We start from the raw sequence: 18,486 nt of genomic DNA, 5'->3' as shown, positions 1-18,486 counted from the left end.
TGGTTGGCCCAGCGGTTCGATCTTCGTAGCTTGTTCATCCGCACAAATTACAACTAAGTAACTAGGCAGGGCTTTCACATAAAACCCGTTTCAGCTTCAGGAAATCAAACAGGATCTTGAGTAGGGCATAAAAGACGGTCTGCCGCTACGGTAGTATCTTGGGGCAGGCAATTAGACCAGTTTGCATAACTCCCGAAACTATCACATTCCTTATGCTAAACTCTCCCCAATCGGCCCTGATTGAGACGATCCAACAAATCATACCGCTCAACGAAAAAGAGGCCGCGCTGATCCAGACGTTGTTCCAGCCCTGGCTGTTGGCAAAGGGAGATTATTTTGTACAACCAGGGCTGGTTTGCCAGCATGTAGGCTTCATTCAGACCGGCCTGTTACGGTATTTTGTCAATCAGGATGGGGACGAGAAGACGTATAGCTTTGGTGCAGAAAATGAGTTTGTCTGTGATTATGAAAGCTTTCTTCCGCAACGACCCTGCCGACGAGCTATTCAAGCCATTGAGGATTCAGCACTAGTCTTTATCTCGTTCGCCAATCTACAAAGGTTGTTCGCAGAACTGATGTATGGTGAGCGGTTTGGCCGGGTAGTGATCGAACAGATTTTCGTGAAAACGATGGGACAACTCATCTCACTCTATACGGATCCCCCGCAGGTACGTTATCAGACATTCTTGAATGAGTATCCCTCGCTTTCGGCCCGTATGACTCAGTACCATATTGCCTCCTACGTAGGAGTAAAGCCCCAGTCGTTAAGTCGCATCCGGGCGCGTTGGGCGGGTAAGGAGTATACACGTCTTTCTTCACCTGAGTGAATGCGTAGGTTTCGGCAGCGGGGCAATTTTGTGCGGTACTTTTAAACGCACAAGGTTATGACAACGCAACGTATTTCGTCTCCAATTCGGGTTATCAGCCTACTACTTGGTGTCGGGCTGCTCTTCATCGGTGGTCGTTTTTTGCTCGCTCCCGAAGCCGGAGAAACAGGGTTTGGTCTCAATTACGCGCAACCCAATTACGCTTTTCACTCTATCAAAGGCATTCGGGATCTATTTTCCGGCTTGGTCATTTTCCTGCTGGCCTGGTATCACTACCGACAACCGCTATTTCTAACCCTGCTGGCGGGTTCAATCATTCCCGTTGCCGATATGCTTATTGTATGGCAGACTCCCGGCAGTAACCTGGGGGCTATGCTCATTCACGGCGGCACAGCGATTACATTATGGACACTATGTTATTGTCTGCGGCGACCAACCCCTGAATCGACGGCGAATCCGTCCAGGATTGGAAATGCCTATGCGAAACGCATCACTTCAGCATCGGAAGGCGGAAACAGTGTGTTGGAATTCAATATACTCCCCGGCGAAAGTACGCCCTGGCACTACCACAACTTATTTTCAGAAACGTTCGAGATGCTGAAGGGAGAATTAACCGTTGGCCAGGGTGATCAGACCCTGACGCTACATGAAGGGCAGACAGCCACCATCCAACGGGAGCAAAAGCATTTTTTCAACAATACATCCGGTAAGGAAAGCGTAGTCAAAGTGACCATTTCACCGGGCAATCAGGAGTTTGAAGAAGCACTCCTTATTTCTAAAGGGTTGGCGAATGATGGGTTAGCCAGCAAGAGCGGAACACCGAAGAAGTTAAGTGATTTAGCGTTATTCATCCGCTTAAACGATTCGCACATGGTGGGCTTCCAAAAAGTAGCTGAACCTCTCTTTGCTTATTTGGCGACTCGTGCCATCAGACGGGGAACATTGTCTCATTTGAAAGGAAAGTACATCAACAACGGGTACATGCCGAATGGTGATACGAAAACGTACCAGTTAGGTGCGAAAGAGGGTAAATAAAGGGTCGGCAGCAGCTCGCCGGCACTAATCTCTTCTCGCTGTTACGCATCGGTCGGAGACTTTACCCGGCACGTTAGTAACTCCATTACAATCACTCTATCATGACTACTATTGCCGTTTTTGGGGCTACTGGCCGCACTGGAATTCCATTGGTCAAGCAAGCGTTAGATCAAGGATATACCGTGAAAGCCTTAGTACGCAACCCGTCGAAAATGCCCATTACACACAAAAATCTTCAACTAATCGTAGGTGATGCGCTCGACGTGAGCAACGTGCAACAAACCGTTCACGACACCGACGGGGTAGTGAGTTGTCTGGGGCAGAATAAAACTAGTGATCCTGATCTCCAGACGAAGGTTACCCGGCTGATTGTCGAGGCGATGAAACAAGTGGGCATCAGGCGACTCGTTAGTCTGACGGGGGGCGTGGTGGGCGACCCGGCCAACGATAAACCTGGCTTTATTGATAACCTGATCGTATTTATCATGAAGCAAATGGCGGGCAAAGGCGCGAAGAATGAACTGATGGACGGTATCAGCCACGCCGAGGTAGTGCGAAACAGTGGCCTTGAGTGGACCATTGTTCGCGCGCCCCTGCTAACTGAAGCTCCCGCCAAAGGCAGCTACCAGGTTGGTCACGTCGGAACGGTGAAAGGCATCAAAATAACCCGTGCCGACCTAGCTGATTTTATGTTAAAGGAGTTCGCCAAAAAAAAATATGTCGGTAAAATGCCGTATGTCACAAACGGTTGATCCAATATGATTGGCTGTAGAGAATGAGCGTATTATCCAATTACACTGAGCCGCTGACGGGCCGGTGCGATGCCTCAGTGGATAATGAAATGATGAACCGGATCGGGAGGAAATTTACCGGTATCAATCTCGCAGTCAGGCTTTTGGCGGACTTATGCACCAAGATAGTAGGTATTGGTCATCTCCTCGCTTGCCTTCCACAAACGTTTAGCCACCTGTTCATCTTTTGAATAGTCGTCAGAATCTACCTCTGTTGGATAACCTCTCATTTGCTGAAAACCGTCGGGGCCAATGAATTCCCCTCCTTGTATGTCGTTGGCCAGTGCAGCGTACAGAACGGGGAGTGCCCCCTGTTTAGCGGTTTGCAAAAAGAGATTGCCGAGCGGTCTTATCAAAGCAGGAAAGTACTGATCAAGATTCGTTTTGCAAAGCCCCGGGTGGGCGGCTACCGACAGGGTGTCATAGCCGGCAGCGGCTAGCCTACGTTGTAGTTCATACGCAACTATCAAGCAAGCCCGTTTACTCTGCCCATAGGCTTTACGCCGACTGTAGCCTTCCTTAGCGTGAAGATCGTCGAACTGAATCTCCGCCCACTTGTAGGATAAACTGCTCAGAGTGACCACCCTAGACCTTGGTGTGGCCGTGAGTATGGGTAGCAATAAGCCGGTAAGAGCGAAATGACCGATGTAATTGGTGGCCAACTGATTTTCAAAGCCATCCTCTGAGACTTTGTAGGGAGACATCATGATGCCTGCATTATTAATGAGCAGGTCTAACCGTTCATACTGCTTGCGGAACTGATTGACAAAGTCCCTAACCTCACGAAGGCTACTTACGTCAACCTTCCTAATTTTAATTTTTGCAGTGGGGCACTTAGCTACTAGCCTGGATCTTGCCTCTTCTGCTTTTCTCAAATCTCGGCAGGCCATAACTACCTCAACGCCTTTTTGGGCTAAGCCAAGGGACGTTTCGTAACCTATTCCACTATTCGCCCCCGTAACAATAGCAACTCTCCCCTCCTGTGAAGGAACCTGTTCCAGAGTCCATTTTTTGTTCATTGACTCCTCTCTTAAAGCGCGTTAATTAATTTGATTGATTCCGGCTTTGATGCTGAGGTAAAGTCAATTGACGCTGACTCAAATTTTGGCTTACCAAATGGCTTGTAATTATTCCCAAAGCCTATCGGTTCTTTGGGAATACCAAGGAAATTCTGATCTAGTTTACCATTCCCATTTACATCCTGGTAAATGGATATAGCGTATTTGCCTTGTGGTACGTTGAATGAAGCTGTTTTTGTACTTTCATCCGTCGATAACGTTAACCGCTGAAAAGGGGTCGTCAACCAGTTCGCTTTGTCTTTGTATAGTTCGACAATAATTTTTCCGCTGTTCTTTCGAACAGCGGAAATGTCAATCTGCAAGGTTGACGGCTGGCCCACCGCTTTAACGCTGCCTAGCGTTATTGCCAACAGGCTGAGAGTAACAAACGGATAATTACAAAATAGCATGGCTCGTGTTTGTTGAGATTTACTGGCTGATTACTCTTACTTGAAGCAGCTTTAGTCCGGCAAAGTTGAGCGCATCAGTTGATATTCCACAGTCAGAAACCTTGACTTTGCTCGGACAATTCTTGCCTAAGTGCGTCTCTGTAAGCTGTAGGTGTTTGCTTAGTCAATTGCTTAAACAGCCTGCCAAAGTAGGATGGGTTTGAAAAGTTCAGGTCAAAGGCTACTTGAGAAATATCCCTCGACCAGTCTTGTAGGAGTATTTTACTGTGACCAATCACCATTTCGTTGATATGTTGCTTAGGCGGTTTGTTGGTGCAATAGTTCACGCACTTGTTTAAGTAATTCTCTGATATAGCTAACGCGTCAGCATAAAACTTCACTTCTCTGTTTATGATAAAATTGTCATACAATAGTCTTTTAAATTGTAAAGTAATATCGGCCTGCCGGTCTGGTTGGCAGATTGTTGTAGCAGAGGCTTCTGCTAATTTCAAGAAAATTGCTTTAAGCAGGGCAGACTGAATTTGATTGGTATGAATAGCATCCGTTTGTTGAGCAGCGATCAAATCGCAGCATGTACAAATCCACTCCATTTCTGGGACAGCGATGGTATGTTTTGGATAAAAAGTAAGCCGATCAATTAAGGTACCGTCTGTTATAATCTGCGGTAGAAGGGTGCTGTCAACATGAATAAAATAGCCAGTTGTATTCTGATCGATGGCTATAATTGAATTAAGATGACCTTCCCTAATAAATAAGACATCGTTAGCATTTAAGTCTATAATTTCGCTATCAACCTGTTGCCTACCGCCGCCCGATAAAAAAAGAAGTAAAAAATTATAATTCGTTCTGAAGAGAGGGCTAGGAAGTTTTATAAACGAAGAGGCAATGGATAAAGGATAAATCTGTATTGCACTTGATTTGAAGTTGTACGATTCAGAAATCGCGTCTGTGTATTGGGCAACGAACTTATCGTGGTTTACAGTGTCAATATGTTTATTGCTCATGCTTTTACTCGTTCTCTTCTTGTATTTGGGGTTATTACTACTAAGCTAGGGCTTTGTCATAACGGTGAAAGTTAAGTCCGCTTCAGCACGATTATACCAATACTAACAAACAAAGGACCCTTGCAGCCTCCCAAGGCCCCACAATGGGTCGTTGTTCATGTAGAAGTGAAATTTTCCTACTCAGTAAGGGTTTCGTAGCGTGTTCGGTGTATGTCTACGCAGGCTTCTAATAGGCCGCGTGGCTAAACAATATGATAGACTGGCTACGGCTTTTTACTGCCCCCTTCCGACAGGCAATGGCTTCCGACGCTCAAGAATTGCTCTCCAGCACCGTCTATAACGCGGACGACCTTCCCGTTGACCGGCTTGCCGAAGCGGAACAGTTTATCCAACGGGCCTCTGATACAAACCCGCGAATAGGGTGCGAACTGCTATTCCGGCACTACTATAGCCCACGTACCTGCCGCACGTTTTGCGACTTTACTCCCGGCTGACCCGCCTGACCCGCCGGTGCCACGACGCGTTCCAGCGATGAATCGCTGACATCGTCGAGGAGGACGGCCGGGCGGGCATCGGTGCCTTCGAGCACAAACTGTACATTGTCGAGCGTGAGGCCTTTGGCGTGCCGCACGTAAAGGCCATAACTAGGCAGGTTGCCCCCAAACCAGCGCGGGTCAGGATAGCCGCTCGTGTTCTCCCCTACGCTGGTCACGTTAGCATCGGCCACCGTGCCGCCACCTTTGCAGGAAATATAAATGTCTTTTAACACCACGTTCTCCACTAGGCGGCCCGGCATGCCGGTGATGGAACTGCTGGTGATGCCTGCGTGGTAGGCCGTGATGTTTTGCAGCCGAATATTCCGTAGCTGTGCCACTTGAGCTAGTGACCGACGCCCTCGGTCGCCGATTTTCAGGAAGATGGGGACGTGAATACTGTCCATCATGATCTGCTGAATTAGCACATTCTCCAGGGTGCCACCATCCACTGATTCCAGGGCAATGCCCGTAATGCCCTCTCGCAGACCAAAGGGGCTGTTGAAGGTCTTGGCCTCCGAAGGACGGACGATGATGTTCGAGATGCTAATGTGCTTAAACCCACCATTGCTGACAGTGCCAAACTTGATGGCGTTACTGTGGGTAGATAGCACACAGTTGGTGACGGTTATGTACTGACAAGCCCGGTTTTGCGCTTTCAGGCAGAGTGCATCATCGGTGGCATCGATGAGGCAGTCGGCGACTGTTACGTTATGGCAACCGTCCAGGTCAAGGCCATCGTTGTTTTGGTTGGCATGGCCCCATATGTGTAGCCCGCGCACCGTCACCTGATCGCAATCGGAGAGGTGCGTTGTCCAACTGGCCGCGTTGCGAAAGGTGGTTTTCTCGAGACGTACCTGACGGCAGCGGTACAGCACCACCAGGAATGGCCGTTCGTAGGCATCATCCTTGCCCGATTGAAACACCCGTGCGTCACCTTGCCCGTCGATGGACCCGGCTCCGGTGATGCCGATGTTGTACTGCCCATCGGCAAAAATCAACGCATAGTTTCCCGCAATGCGTCGCTCGGTTGATTTGAGCAATGGGTACGCCGACCGGACGGCCGCGCCCAATAGCACCGCCCCTGGCGACAACTCCAAAGTAACGTTCGATTTAAGCTGCAATGTACCGGTCACAAACCGCCCCGTGGGTACATAGACTGTACCACCCCCGTCTCTGCTGGCCCGGTCAATGATGCGCTGGATGGCATTGGTGTTAATAGTCTTGCCATCTCCTTTGCAACCCGATTTACTAACATCGTAGGTGTTGGCCAAGACTAGCTTGTAGGTAGTACAGAGCAAACAAAGCAGCGCGACAAGTCGGAACATATGTATGAGTTAGTTAACAGAATGATGAGGGTAGCACATTAAATAAACGCCTCCAACGCCTGAACAACCCGCCCGGCGGCTTCTAGCTGTGGATAATGACCGATGTGATCAAGTTGTACGACGTTCGGATGGGGTACCTCGGCCAGGTATTTTTCCACTACCGGCAACCCCGACACGGGGTCGTCGATGCCGTTGATGAACTGAAGCGGTACGTCTGTTTGGGTCATGGCCGTTGTCCAGCGCAAGGCGTGGGTACGTCGGTCAGCGACGTAATGAAGCAATTTTTTGGCCAGTAATTGTCCCTCGTTGTACCGAACCAACTGCCACAGGTTGGCTACCTCGGCGTCGTCAGGTTGGGTATCATGGCCAAATACCGCTTTCAGGCTTCGGGCGAAAAGCCCTTTGGTGGTTAGTCGCACCAACACCGCCCCCAACGGACTAAGCAGTAGTTGTTGAACAGGCGTTGGCCGGTGGAGTTCAGGGAATAAGGCCCCGTTCAGGAAACTAACCCGATTGAGCCTAATAGGCAGCGTACCATCCCGCTGCCTAGCCAATAGCTCCTGCGCCACGATGGTGCCATAGTTATGTGCCACTACCGTTACCGCCTTGATTTCAAGCTGTTGCAGCAACGACACGATGCTATCCGTTTGATGCTGAATGGAATAAGTGTGTTGGCGGGGTTTGTCAGAGAAGCCAAAACCCAGGAAGTCGGGGGCGATCAGCCGGTGATGCTGACACAACGAGAGCCATAGCCGGTGGTAATCCCAGGAAGAAGTTGGGAAGCCATGCAACAGTAGCACGGTGCTTAGGTGGTCAGTGAGCGTGTCACGGTAAAACTGCCGATAACCATTGTAGACGGTGTATCTCCCTTGCCCTTTCCAGTCAAACAGCGACTCAGGGGGATTAACCACGCTTGGGTCGAGGTACGTTATGGCGTCGGCTACGGCTTCTTCCAACGAAAAGCGAGGTCTGAAACCCGTGTCGGTGAGCCGCTGGTCATTGATGAGTACATCTTTTGTGAAGAGGTCAACGGCCAGGGGGGTAATAGTCGGTTCGTGGCGGTAGGGTGTCACCTGCTCCAGTAGTCGGGCCAGCCCTGCCATCAGGTATGCTGGGGGTTGAATGGTCCGAGCGATCCGGCCAGTGAAGAGGTCGATGGTCTGCTTTAGCTCGTGCCAGGTGGTGTTGAATCCTTTCAGCAGGTATGTTTTACCCAGCGGTTCGGGCTGTTCGGCCAGATGCACCATGGCCCGGCCAATATCGCGGGTATCGACCAGCGACACGCGGGCTTTGCCGCCATCGAGCAACGGGTATAGCCCCTCGCGGTGGGCTTTATAGAGGTGTGCGAAAAACGATGAGTTGCCCTCACGCCGACCAATAGTGCTTGCGGGTTGCAGTATGGCATAGTCTATTAACGAACCAGCCTGTTTAGCCTCGGTCATCAGGACTGTAAACGCCTGCTCTTTTGAAGCAAAAGAGCGTTGAAAGGCATGCGTAGGCCAATACGGCTCCGTTTCAGTCTTTACCGGATTACCCCCGAACCCATAAATCTCGACTGTGCTTAGCAGCAGGCACCGACCTACCCCGGCTCGGATAGCCGCCCGCGTCACGCGCTCGGTCAGCGTTACCTGCACCGTGTTCAACTCCGCCAGTGTGGCATGGACTTTCACCCGCGCGAGGCAATTAACCAGCAAGGCAAAACCTGTCAACTGGGTAGTTAGGGCGGCTTCATCACTAAAATCAACGGAACAAATTTTGGTGCAGAACGGGCGGATAGCAGTAGTATCGCTGCCCGCCCGCACCAGGGCCGTCACGGCGTAGCCCGCCTGATGAAATTGCTCGGCCACGTGGCTACCGATGAAGCCGGTGGCCCCTAGAATAATGACTTGTTTCATGGCGGGTTAAGGGGTTATTTAGGGCAAAATCAGTTGCAGCGGATTTCGGAGCGGTGCTCCAAAGGAATCAATCTGGATCTCAAATACATCACCATCAATCGGTTGGATGCCGTCGGCGAAGCTAATTACAGCGGTGCCGAAGAAATGCACGTGCATGTCGCCCGGTTGCCGGAACAGATCGTATTTGAAGTGGTGATGTTCGAGATTAGCCAGGTTATGGCTCATATTAGCCTCGCCGGTCAGAAACTCTTTCTCCCAGATTACGTCGGTCCCGCGCCGAATACGGCTCACCCCTACGAGGTGATCGGGCAGGTCGCCCAGCAGCAGTTCAGGGCCGTAGGAACAGGGGCGCAACTTGGAATGAGCCAAGTAGAGGTAGTTCATCCGTTCCATCTGATGATCGGAAAACTCGTTGGCCACGGCAAACCCAATCCGGTGGGGCGTCCCCGTGGCATCGTTGACGTAAATTCCCACCAGTTCGGGTTCTTCACCTGCGTCGAGCGCGAACGGCGGCGAGGGCAGCGGATGGCCCGGCGCAACGGCCATCAGGCCGTTGCCTTTGTAGAACCATTCGGGTTGCGCACCTGGTACGTCGCCCTGCATCTGCCCGCCCTCCACGCCGAGTTTGAACATTTTCATGGTGTCGGTTAGCTCAGCGTTGGCTGTCAGCTTCTGGTGCATGGCATCGCGCGAGGCGGCACTGCCTAAGTGCGTCAGGCCCGTGCCCGTAATCCAGGTGTGATACGGGTCGGGGTGAGCCAGTGGCACTAGCACCCGGTTATCGCTGAGCAGCGTGGCGTAGTCTTCGTACCGGTCCGATGCTAATTGACGGGCCAAATCAACCAGCGGCGTGTTTGACTCAAAAGCCAGTTGGGCTAGCTCATACGTTGACGAAACGGTATGCAGCATGCAGATACGGTCGTTATCCACAATGCCAACGTGCGGCTGCTTTATGTGGTCGACAAATTGGATTAATCTCATAATGTAATAGGAAGTTATTAATCGTCCATCATTACCGCCGCTTTGCCCCCATCGATCAGGTACGTTTGGCCGGAGGCGTAGGAGCCAAACGGGCTGGACAGAAACACGAACCAGGCACCGATGTCGGCAGGAGTTCCAAGCCGTTTCATCGGAAACCGATGCTCCGTTTTCCGCTGCTCGGCGGCGGGGTCGGGGAACGTATCGAAATACACCCTCGTGAGGTCAGTGTCGATGAATCCGGGCGCGACCCCCACCGTTCGGATAGCCGGTGCCCATTCGAGCGTCAGGCTCTGTACCAGGGCCTTGAGGGCCGTTTTGGCAATATTATACGGAAAACAGCCCGGCAAACTGCTGAATGCATGACACGAGCTGTTGATGACGATGACCCCCTCGCCCGATGCCTCCAGGTAGGGTTTACACAGTCGCGCTAATTGCCAGTGTGACTCCAAGTTCAGATTCAGGTTGTGCCGCCACTCGTCAGGGGTGCACTGGTCGGCTCCCGAAAAGACATTGGCTCCAGCATTGGAAGCCAGCACGTCGATACGCCCAAACCGGGCTACGGTAGCCGCTACAAGGGCTTCCAGGTCAGTCAGCCGCGTTACGTCGGCTTGTACATACAACGCCTCGCGGCCCGATTCAGTCAGTACGCTCTCCCTAAACTGTTGGACATGGGGGTGGGGATTGGGTTCGAGGGCGCACCCTGCGATTTGTGCGCCTGCTTTGGCGTACATCCGGGCAATGCCCGCCCCAATGCCCGACGACACGCCGGTAATGAGAACTATTTTCGACGATAGATCAATGTCAAAAGCCATAGTACTTGACAGGTACGTTAGTGTGATTCCCGCGTAATGATACTGCCCGAATGGCCGCGCAGAAAATCGAGATCGGCTCCCAGGTGAGCCTGCTGCACGTGGGTTTGGTAGAGGTGCCAGTAACCGCGATTCATATGCAGGGGAAGGGGTTGCCACTGCTGTCGGCGGTGGTCCAGTTCGGCTTCATCGACCAGCAGGGTCAGCGTGCGGCCAGGTACGTCCAGCTCGATCCAGTCGCCGGTCTCGACCAGGGCCAGTGTCCCTCCCACAGCGGCTTCGGGCGAGACGTGCAACACCACCGTACCGAAAGCCGTACCACTCATGCGTCCGTCGGAGATGCGGACCATGTCGGTCACGCCCGCCCGAAGCAGCTTTTCGGGCAGGCCCATGTTGCCCACTTCCGGCATGCCGGGGTAGCCCACCGGCCCCACGTTTTTCAGTACCAGGACACTGGTTTCGGTAACAGCCAGATCCGGGTCGTTAATGCGGACCTTGTAGTCCTCAATCGTCTCAAAAACAACAGCTTGCCCCCGGTGAGTGAGCAAGTGGGGCGATGCTGCCGAGGGTTTGATGACGGCCCCATTGGCGCACAGATTACCCGTCAGCACGGCCAGCCCGCCCTCGGCCTTGACGGGGTTGTCGACCGGGGTGATCACATCGGTCGGATGCTTCGCCACCTCCCCATAGTTTTCGGCGATAGTTAGCCCATTGGCGGTACGGCACCCACCGTGCAGGCGGGGCAGCAGCTGGTTGATGACCACCGGCAGGCCACCCGCGTAGAAGAAGTCTTCCATGTAATATTGTCCTGACGGTTGCAGGTTCACGATCAGCGGTATGTCGCGGGCCAGGTCGTCGAACTCATCGAGGCGCAGGTCAACGCCAATCCGACCCGCAATGGCCAGCAGGTGAATCACGAAGTTCGTGGACCCGCCAATGGCTGTGTTTATGCGGATGGCATTCTCGAAGGCCTGGCGCGTGAGCAGGTCCGAAAGCAGGAGGTTTTCGCGCACCATCCCCACAATCCGCATCCCTGAGTAGTGGGCCAACACCTTTCGCCGCGAATCGGCGGCGGGGATGGCGGCATTACCGGGGAGGGTAAGGCCCAGGGCCTCCACCATGCAGGCCATCGTGGAAGCGGTACCCATCACGGCGCAATGCCCCCGGCTTCTGCAAGTGCAGGCCTCGGCTTCCTCCATCTCGTCGGTACTCACCTCCCCGGTTTTTACCCGTTCGCTTAACCGCCAAACGTCGCTGATGCTGATAGGCTGGCCCCGCTGCATCCCGGTCAGCATCGGACCACCCGACACCACGATGGTGGGGATATCGACGGAGCAGGCCCCCATTACGGTGCTGGGGGTTGTCTTATCGCAACCCGCCAGAATGACCACGCCGTCGAGCGGGTTGGCCCGAATGGATTCTTCCGTGTCCATGCTGGCCAGGTTGCGGTACAGCATGGCCGTAGGCTTCATCATCGACTCGCCGAGCGACATTACCGGAAATTCAAGCGGAAACCCACCGGCTTCGATGATGCCCTCCCGTACCGACTGCGCCAGTTCGCGGAAGTGGGCGTTGCAGGGCGTGAGTTCCGACCAGGTGTTACAGATGCCGATGACGGGCTTGTTGTTGAACTGATGAGCGGGAATGCCCTGATTCTTCATCCAAGCGCGGTAGATGAAACCATCTTTGCCGCGTTTGCCAAACCACTCTTGGCTACGAAGGGGTATCGGTTGAGGTAACTCGCTCATGTTGTTAATGGCCCGATTAGAGGCCGACGCAGCAACTTACTTAAAAAGTAGGACTAAATACAATATTTAGTAGGACATAAAATTGAAAGCCACGATCTTGTCGGCTGTTCCGTCATATCAATCTCAACTTTTCCTTTATGGCTTCTTCCGTTCAGCCAACCACGTCCAGTGCTATCCGGTCTTCATCGTACAACCGTTCGTTTGTGCTGACGGTCAGCCTCATTGCTTCGTTGGGTGGCTTCATGTTCGGGTTCGACCTGGGTGTCATCACGGGCGTGATCCCCTTCATCAAGCGGCAATTCGCACTCGATGGGTTCGCGCTGGGGTGGGTGGTGGCCATTTTTGAGATTGGCTGTATGGTAGGTACGTTCCTCACCGCGGATATGGCCGACCGGCTGGGCCGCAAGAAATCGTTGCAACTCACGGCCCTGTCGTTTTTGGTCAGCACCGTCGGCGTGGCCCTAGCAACGGGTCCGTTGTCGATTGCGGGCTGGCGACTGGCGCAGGGTATCGGCGTGGGGGCGGCCTCGGTGCTGTCGCCGATGTACATTGCCGAATTGGCACCGGCGGCCATCCGGGGGCGGTTGGTGGCCCTGAATCAATTCACGATCATCGCGGGGATTCTGGCGGCAACGCTGGCCTGCTACGCTTTCGGCGACCCTGCGCAGCTTGATAGCTGGCGATGGATGTTCGGGTCAGCCCTGTTGCCGTCGGTGGTGTTTGTGCTGGCCTTGCTGCTCATTCCCGAAAGCCCCCGCTGGCTGGTGAAAATGGGCCGTACCGACGCTGCAATCCAGGTGCTGAGGAAGTTGATGCCAGAAACACAGATACGTATTGAACTCGCTGATATCCAATCAGCCATGCCGCAAAGCGAGTCGGCAGCGGTCTTACGGCTGGGAACGTGGAAGGCCTTGGGTAGTCCGGTCGTGTTACCGGTGCTGCTGGTGGGTATTGGGCTGGCCGTGTTGCAACAATTTTGCGGAGCTAACAACGTGACGGGCTACCTGCAACTCATCTTCGAGAAGGCGGGTATCAGTATTAAGGATGGCCTGCTCAATGCTGTGTTTGTAATGCTGGTGTTTCTGGTGTTTACCGTGCTGGCCATCGTGCTTATCGACCGGCTGGGGCGGCGGCGGCTAATGCTGGTGGGTACGTTCCTGATGGCCGTATCGCTGCTGTTGCTGGCCTGGTCGTTTAGCAACGATACCGTCGATGGGCGGCTGGTGCTGCTGTTCGTGATGGTTTACATCGGTACGTTCGCCTTTACGCTGGGACCGGTAGTGTGGGTGCTGCTGTCAGAGTTGTTCCCCCTGTCAGTGCGGGGTAAAGCCTTGTCACTCTGTTCAGGCGTGCTGTGGCTATCCACGTTTTTAGTGGTGCTTGTCTCGCCCTCGCTGCTCAGGCTCAGTCCTGTTATTAATTTTCTCCTGTTTGCGGGCCTGAATATCATCGGCTTTGGCTTCGTGTGGCGATATGTACCCGAAACGAAGGGCAAGACGCTGGAAGAATTGGAATCGATTGTAGCAGGTAAGCATTTAGGTGAGATAAGAGCTACCACCTAAAAATAACCCTCTTATCTCACGTTGTACTAATTATAAAGCCACTCTCTGAACAACACAACGTCTGGTTAACTCTTGCGAATGGATTGGCCTGACGGTCTAGTTTTCTGCTTTGGGCTCATTACTGCTTGTTGCCGAACAGGCGTATAAACATCCATCCGTTGAGTATAACGCCCACGAAGGCCGCTATCTGGCGGTAGATTAGATCAGTGTTGCGTAATCGCTCGTAAGCTGCCTGGTCAAAACCTTTCTCTAAGTCGAATTGAATCGGTAATTGAATCCACAGCGTGGAGACGGTTGGAATAATCATCAAGACTAATGAAGCCCACACCATCCAACGCGGAACCACAATCGGGCGAAACCAGAACATCAGGATGGCCGGAATGAAGGCTAAGAACGTCGGTACGACATAAAGAGGAATGATGAGTTGATCAATAGAAACCTTGAAATTTACCCAACCGCCAGTGATGTACTTCCAGCTTGGGTAGTAAACAAATACCTCGATAACGGTGGCCCCGTATATGTAGAAGCCTAAAGCGATTCTGAGCACGGTTACCCATGCTGATAGGCCAGGGGCGGCTGTTGATTGCATATTGTTACTGTTTAGTCGGGTAATTCTTCACAGGTAAAGCCCGCTCGTCGAACCAGGTTCTGCACTTGATTGGTGTCAACCCCGTTCCCCTCAAGCCGTAGCACCTTATCACAATCCTCCAAGTCTACATTCCAGCGAGTAAGCTCGTGTACTGAGGTGAGCCACTGAGCCAGCTTGCTTACGTCCTGCTGGGTTTGCAAACTGGTTCTAAACACGGCAATCATGCTACTTCTTGATGAAGCGTTCCTGACGCTCGTACATCAGATTCGTATCCGTATTGTGAACTAGTCGAATCAACCACGTACCGGCTTCGTCGCGCTGACAAACAAGTTGAACTACCCCATGCCGAGTGGGTAATACCTGACCAGTGGGGGTCGTACTGTTCTCGCAGGACCACTGGGCCGTTACCAACACTAACTCGTCACTGAGCGGACGGATGTATAAATCCTGCATGGCTAATACCGCTTCTTTATTGACCACGGCAAAGGGATAACGGTGCTGTTCAATAAGTGCCCGGCGACCTAACGCCGTTTGCCCAACGATATCGGTAAACTCGGCGTTTTCGGTAAAAATCTGGCCAAATGCATCGGCATCTTTAGCGTTCCAAAGGGTTACAAATTGCTCCAGCAACCGTAGAGTCTGCTCTGTATCGGGTTGTGATAGCTGGCTGGTGTAATTCATACTGTTTGGGTTAAAAAACTTTGAATAGGTTGACTGTAAACTGGTTATCGTCATTGTTTACTAGAACGGCGCAATCCTCAAAGCGGGGGGCTGACAGACGCGGACGAAAATTGTTGCCAAAACCAACCGGCTCTGTCGGAACGTTAAACCATCCCTGGTCAAGCCGCTTATTGTTGTTCGTGTCCTGGTACACCGAAAGGGCGTATCGTCCTGCTGGCAGGTCAAACAGCACGGTTACCGTGGACTGGGCATCGTTAACCGTCTTCGTGTAAGCGGCTTGTTTGAAGAAGTGGTCGGCGGAATCATAGATATTGACGACCACCGGCCCTTTGCCAACCGCTACGCCGGTAACGTCGATCCGTACCTTCGCCGACTGTGCCGATGTCATTAGTGACCACAACAGCAAATGCCAACCAATCAGATAGGCGTTCATAGGCGGTTAGTAGCCGATCACTGGCTTTTTGTGAATGTATTGCGAACTGGCTATTTGCTTCGTGATGAAGTCGGCCAAATCAGTCCGCGAAATCTTCCAGCCGCCTTCCGGGGAGTACGTCTCCCGAACACGGTACACCCCCGTCAGCGGGCCGTTAACCAGGTAGGTCGGACGAACACAGATCCAGTCAACGTCTATGCTTTGGCTTAGCAGGGCTTCCCACCGTTTCATATCAGCGTAGATGTGACGTAGCCACCACAGCCCAACGTATTTGTAGAAGAAACTCCGTTGAATCGTGGGGTCGTCTTCCTGTACCCCGCCTGATGTAATGGTGATGAGTTTCTTGACATCTGCCTGTCGCATGGCTTGCACAATGGCCTGCCCACCGGCTGAGTAGATCCTGGTGGGTTTGGTACTGCTGCCCGTGCCAAGTAAGGAGACAACAACGTCTATCCCCCTTAGCTGCTCCTGATAAGTGAGAGGATCCATTACGTCGCCCTGTAGTCGCTGGAAACGGGGCGAATCAGGAGCCACTAACTTGGCCGGATTACGCGCTAAAGCGGTTACTTGGTGGCCTGCCTGTAGCAGATTACTTAAAACCAGTTGTCCAGTCGGTCCGGTTGCGCCGAAGATGAAAACGTGCATCGTCTCTTGAGATGTTAACGACGCAAAATTGATTAGACAAATCCCCTTTCTGTTAGGAGTAAACCGGACAAGATCAAGACAAATCCTGCCGAGCCGTTCGGCGATACTCGGTTGGGGTCATGTGGGTATGCTGCCGAAAAAGCCGCCCAAAGTACGACACATCAGTGATGCCTAGAGCGTCGGCGATCTGACTTACATCGAGCGTCGTATCTTGTAGTTGTACCATTGCATAGAGTACCAACGTCTCAAGTAACAGTGTTTTAGGCGACTTTCCCGTTGTTTGCTTCACGCACCTAAACAAATAATTTTCCGATATAGCTAACTGATCGGTATAGAAAGGTAGCCCGTGCTGTTGGTAGCAATGCTGGTTGAGTAGCCGCTTAAACTGAGTGGTTACGATCTGCTGCCGATTCACATCCTGTGACGAATCCTGCGCTTTGTCGAGCAGTTTAGAAACGAAAGCCGCTAACAGGTGGCGGGCGGCACCAGTGGGCTTATTGGTCGGCAAAGCCTTTTCCTGTATCAATAATTCACAAAGCGCAACGCACCAGGTTTGTTCAACCGCACTTAGTGGTAAACAAGCCGGTAAACTATACCACTGCTCCATTTGAACGGGTGTTAGTAACTGCTGAACGAACCGACTGTCAAAACCCACAAAGAAGCCCCGAACGTCTTCGTCAATCTGCTTAATTGCGGTGATCGTATCCACATGAACCAGTAGCATAGCCCCCGGTCCAATGGTGATCTCATCCAGATTGTGAAGCTGCCGCCCCTGGCCGTTGGTCAGCAAGACGAAATAATTGTAGGTCGTTCGGTGTAACAGAGTCGGCACCAGTAACCGAGAAGCTACGTCTTCAACTCGAACAATTTGAAAGTAATTTACCGAATCACCCTCACCAAACGGTTGTCGAATATAGGCCTGCTGAAACGTATCGGGGGTTACATGTTGAATAAGCGATGTCATAATAGAGGGCAAGCTACCAATTGACATGTTGACATGTTAAAAATATAAGTAATTAATTGCGAATAATCGTTTGAAACTGCATACAAGCCGCTGTTACTTTGTTCGGGTGTGCTATGGCTATCTATGTTTTTAGCGGGGCTTGTCTCGCCCTCGCTGCTCAGGCTCAGTCCTGTTATTAATTTTCTCCTGTTTGCGGGCCTGAATACTATTAGCTTCTGCTTTGTGTGGCGAACGTACCCGAAACGAATGGTAAACGCTGAAGGAATTAGAATCGATCGTTCTACAAAAGCAACGTTATGACATGATACTGCTCAACCAACTACGGCCATCGGCACTACTGGTAGGCCTATTCATTGTTACCGCCTGCTCAAAGCCCGACCCGGCTCTAGTGGTGCCACCCACGCCCGTTAAACCACTGGTAGTTGTGAACAGCGGCCCCGAAACAACGCCGGCTAGCCAGTCAACTGCCTGGGAGTTGACCCTAGATGAATCGTTCGACAAAAGCCTCGACGACAGCCGATGGCGGCCTGAATGGCCCTGCCAGAACGGTAATTCCACCTGTTTTTTCAACGGTCGTTACGAAGCCGTGTACCTCGCACCCAACGTGTCGGTGGCCGATGGCAACCTGACGCTGGAGACCAAGCAGCAGAATTACATCGACTGGGACAAGAAAGAATACGCGTTCTCGTCGGGCGTAGTGACGAGCGCGGGAGGGCGGTTTAATCAGCAGTACGGTTATTTTGAAGTGCGCATGAAACCCACGTCCACCCCGGGTAATGACCCCGCGTTCTGGCTGGCAGCCATGAACGGATGGCCCCCCGAAATTGACATCGCCGAGATTCCGGGGGGGTATGCCGGTAAGCTCTGCGGGCAGTCGCTCCACGCCGGTCCCAACGATGTATTTAAAAGCGATGGCACGATCAAAAACACGGACGTGGGCATCAGCAACTTTAACGATGCCTACCACACCTACGGCCTGCTATGGGAAGCCAACAAGCTGGTCTGGTACGTAGACGGCAAAGAAACCCGGCGCATCACCAACAACGTCAACGTACCGGACGAACCTCTGTTCGTACTCCTCTCCGACGAAATCCGCCGCGACAACGGCGAGTGGTTTGGCAATCCCACCGCTGGTACGTACCCCGCCAAAACCCAATTCGACTGGGTACGGGTCTGGAAGAAGAAGTAATGGG

At 52.4% G+C, this 18,486-nt stretch carries 18 protein-coding genes; 5 read left to right on the top strand and 13 right to left on the bottom strand.

All coding sequences use genetic code 11. The features are described 5' to 3' along the window. The first annotated feature begins 212 nt into the window (after nucleotides 1-212). From J2I48_RS13390 to J2I48_RS13380, 3 genes are all read left to right on the top strand, one after another. Nucleotides 213-827, top strand: a complete 615-nt coding sequence (locus J2I48_RS13390) for a Crp/Fnr family transcriptional regulator (RefSeq protein ID WP_207335966.1) — start codon at nucleotides 213-215, stop codon at nucleotides 825-827. A 57-nt stretch (nucleotides 828-884) separates the two neighbouring features. Further along, complete coding sequence (locus tag J2I48_RS13385) at nucleotides 885-1,862, top strand: DUF4267 domain-containing protein (protein ID WP_207335965.1); 978 nt, start codon at nucleotides 885-887, stop codon at nucleotides 1,860-1,862. A 101-nt stretch (nucleotides 1,863-1,963) separates the two neighbouring features. After that, nucleotides 1,964-2,614 carry an NAD(P)-dependent oxidoreductase gene (locus tag J2I48_RS13380; protein WP_207335964.1) on the top strand — a complete coding sequence of 217 codons (651 nt, stop codon included), beginning with the start codon at nucleotides 1,964-1,966 and terminating at the stop codon, nucleotides 2,612-2,614. Between the two features lie 152 nt (nucleotides 2,615-2,766). Here J2I48_RS13380 and J2I48_RS13375 read toward each other — a convergent pair whose 3' ends face one another. The 8 genes from J2I48_RS13375 to J2I48_RS13340 all read right to left on the bottom strand — a co-directional run bounded on the left by J2I48_RS13375 (nucleotide 2,767) and on the right by J2I48_RS13340 (nucleotide 12,419). Further along, nucleotides 2,767-3,672 carry an oxidoreductase gene (locus J2I48_RS13375; protein WP_207335963.1) on the bottom strand — a complete coding sequence of 302 codons (906 nt, stop codon included), beginning with the start codon at nucleotides 3,670-3,672 and terminating at the stop codon, nucleotides 2,767-2,769. An 11-nt stretch (nucleotides 3,673-3,683) separates the two neighbouring features. Then, nucleotides 3,684-4,121 (bottom strand): DUF2141 domain-containing protein, encoded by a 438-nt coding sequence (locus J2I48_RS13370; RefSeq protein WP_207335962.1) that lies wholly within the window; start codon nucleotides 4,119-4,121, stop codon nucleotides 3,684-3,686. 92 nt (nucleotides 4,122-4,213) lie between these two features. Further along, complete coding sequence (locus J2I48_RS13365) at nucleotides 4,214-5,125, bottom strand: helix-turn-helix domain-containing protein (protein WP_207335961.1); 912 nt, start codon at nucleotides 5,123-5,125, stop codon at nucleotides 4,214-4,216. Nucleotides 5,126-5,570: 445 nt separating this feature from the next. Next, nucleotides 5,571-6,986: a glycoside hydrolase family 28 protein gene (locus J2I48_RS13360; protein ID WP_207335960.1), complete on the bottom strand. Its 1,416-nt coding sequence runs from the start codon at nucleotides 6,984-6,986 to the stop codon at nucleotides 5,571-5,573. 38 nt (nucleotides 6,987-7,024) lie between these two features. Then, nucleotides 7,025-8,881: an alpha/beta fold hydrolase gene (locus J2I48_RS13355; RefSeq protein WP_207335959.1), complete on the bottom strand. Its 1,857-nt coding sequence runs from the start codon at nucleotides 8,879-8,881 to the stop codon at nucleotides 7,025-7,027. 18 nt (nucleotides 8,882-8,899) lie between these two features. After that, entirely contained in the window at nucleotides 8,900-9,862 is a 963-nt protein-coding gene (gene araD1 / locus J2I48_RS13350) for an AraD1 family protein (RefSeq protein WP_207335958.1), read from the bottom strand. A 17-nt stretch (nucleotides 9,863-9,879) separates the two neighbouring features. Beyond that, on the bottom strand, nucleotides 9,880-10,674 hold the full coding sequence (locus J2I48_RS13345; RefSeq protein ID WP_207335957.1) for an SDR family NAD(P)-dependent oxidoreductase: 795 nt from the start codon (nucleotides 10,672-10,674) through the stop codon (nucleotides 9,880-9,882). Nucleotides 10,675-10,691: 17 nt separating this feature from the next. Beyond that, on the bottom strand, nucleotides 10,692-12,419 hold the full coding sequence (locus J2I48_RS13340; RefSeq protein ID WP_207335956.1) for an IlvD/Edd family dehydratase: 1,728 nt from the start codon (nucleotides 12,417-12,419) through the stop codon (nucleotides 10,692-10,694). A gap of 137 nt (nucleotides 12,420-12,556) precedes the next feature. Between J2I48_RS13340 and J2I48_RS13335 the strand changes: the two genes are divergently transcribed. Then, on the top strand, nucleotides 12,557-13,981 hold the full coding sequence (locus tag J2I48_RS13335; protein ID WP_207335955.1) for a sugar porter family MFS transporter: 1,425 nt from the start codon (nucleotides 12,557-12,559) through the stop codon (nucleotides 13,979-13,981). A gap of 118 nt (nucleotides 13,982-14,099) precedes the next feature. Here J2I48_RS13335 and J2I48_RS13330 read toward each other — a convergent pair whose 3' ends face one another. From J2I48_RS13330 to J2I48_RS13310, 5 genes are all read right to left on the bottom strand, one after another. Then, complete coding sequence (locus J2I48_RS13330) at nucleotides 14,100-14,570, bottom strand: hypothetical protein (RefSeq protein WP_207335954.1); 471 nt, start codon at nucleotides 14,568-14,570, stop codon at nucleotides 14,100-14,102. 225 nt (nucleotides 14,571-14,795) lie between these two features. Then, nucleotides 14,796-15,251: a YybH family protein gene (locus tag J2I48_RS13325; protein ID WP_207335953.1), complete on the bottom strand. Its 456-nt coding sequence runs from the start codon at nucleotides 15,249-15,251 to the stop codon at nucleotides 14,796-14,798. A 10-nt stretch (nucleotides 15,252-15,261) separates the two neighbouring features. Next, entirely contained in the window at nucleotides 15,262-15,684 is a 423-nt protein-coding gene (locus J2I48_RS13320; protein WP_207335952.1) for a DUF2141 domain-containing protein, read from the bottom strand. A gap of 6 nt (nucleotides 15,685-15,690) precedes the next feature. Then, nucleotides 15,691-16,329 carry an NAD(P)-dependent oxidoreductase gene (locus J2I48_RS13315; protein ID WP_207335951.1) on the bottom strand — a complete coding sequence of 213 codons (639 nt, stop codon included), beginning with the start codon at nucleotides 16,327-16,329 and terminating at the stop codon, nucleotides 15,691-15,693. Between the two features lie 73 nt (nucleotides 16,330-16,402). Then, nucleotides 16,403-17,293, bottom strand: coding sequence for a helix-turn-helix domain-containing protein (locus J2I48_RS13310; RefSeq protein ID WP_207335950.1), 891 nt, complete (start codon nucleotides 17,291-17,293; stop codon nucleotides 16,403-16,405). Nucleotides 17,294-17,594: 301 nt separating this feature from the next. Here J2I48_RS13310 and J2I48_RS13305 point away from each other — a divergent pair, with 301 nt between their 5' ends. Beyond that, nucleotides 17,595-18,482, top strand: coding sequence for a glycoside hydrolase family 16 protein (locus J2I48_RS13305; RefSeq protein ID WP_207335949.1), 888 nt, complete (start codon nucleotides 17,595-17,597; stop codon nucleotides 18,480-18,482). The last annotated feature ends 4 nt before the right edge of the window (nucleotides 18,483-18,486 follow it).

The organism is Fibrella aquatilis, assembly GCF_017353255.1.
Classification (GTDB): Bacteria; Bacteroidota; Bacteroidia; order Cytophagales; family Spirosomataceae; genus Fibrella; species Fibrella aquatilis.
Note: the sequence above shows the minus strand (reverse complement) of the source record. Positions and strands in the feature narration are given on the sequence as shown.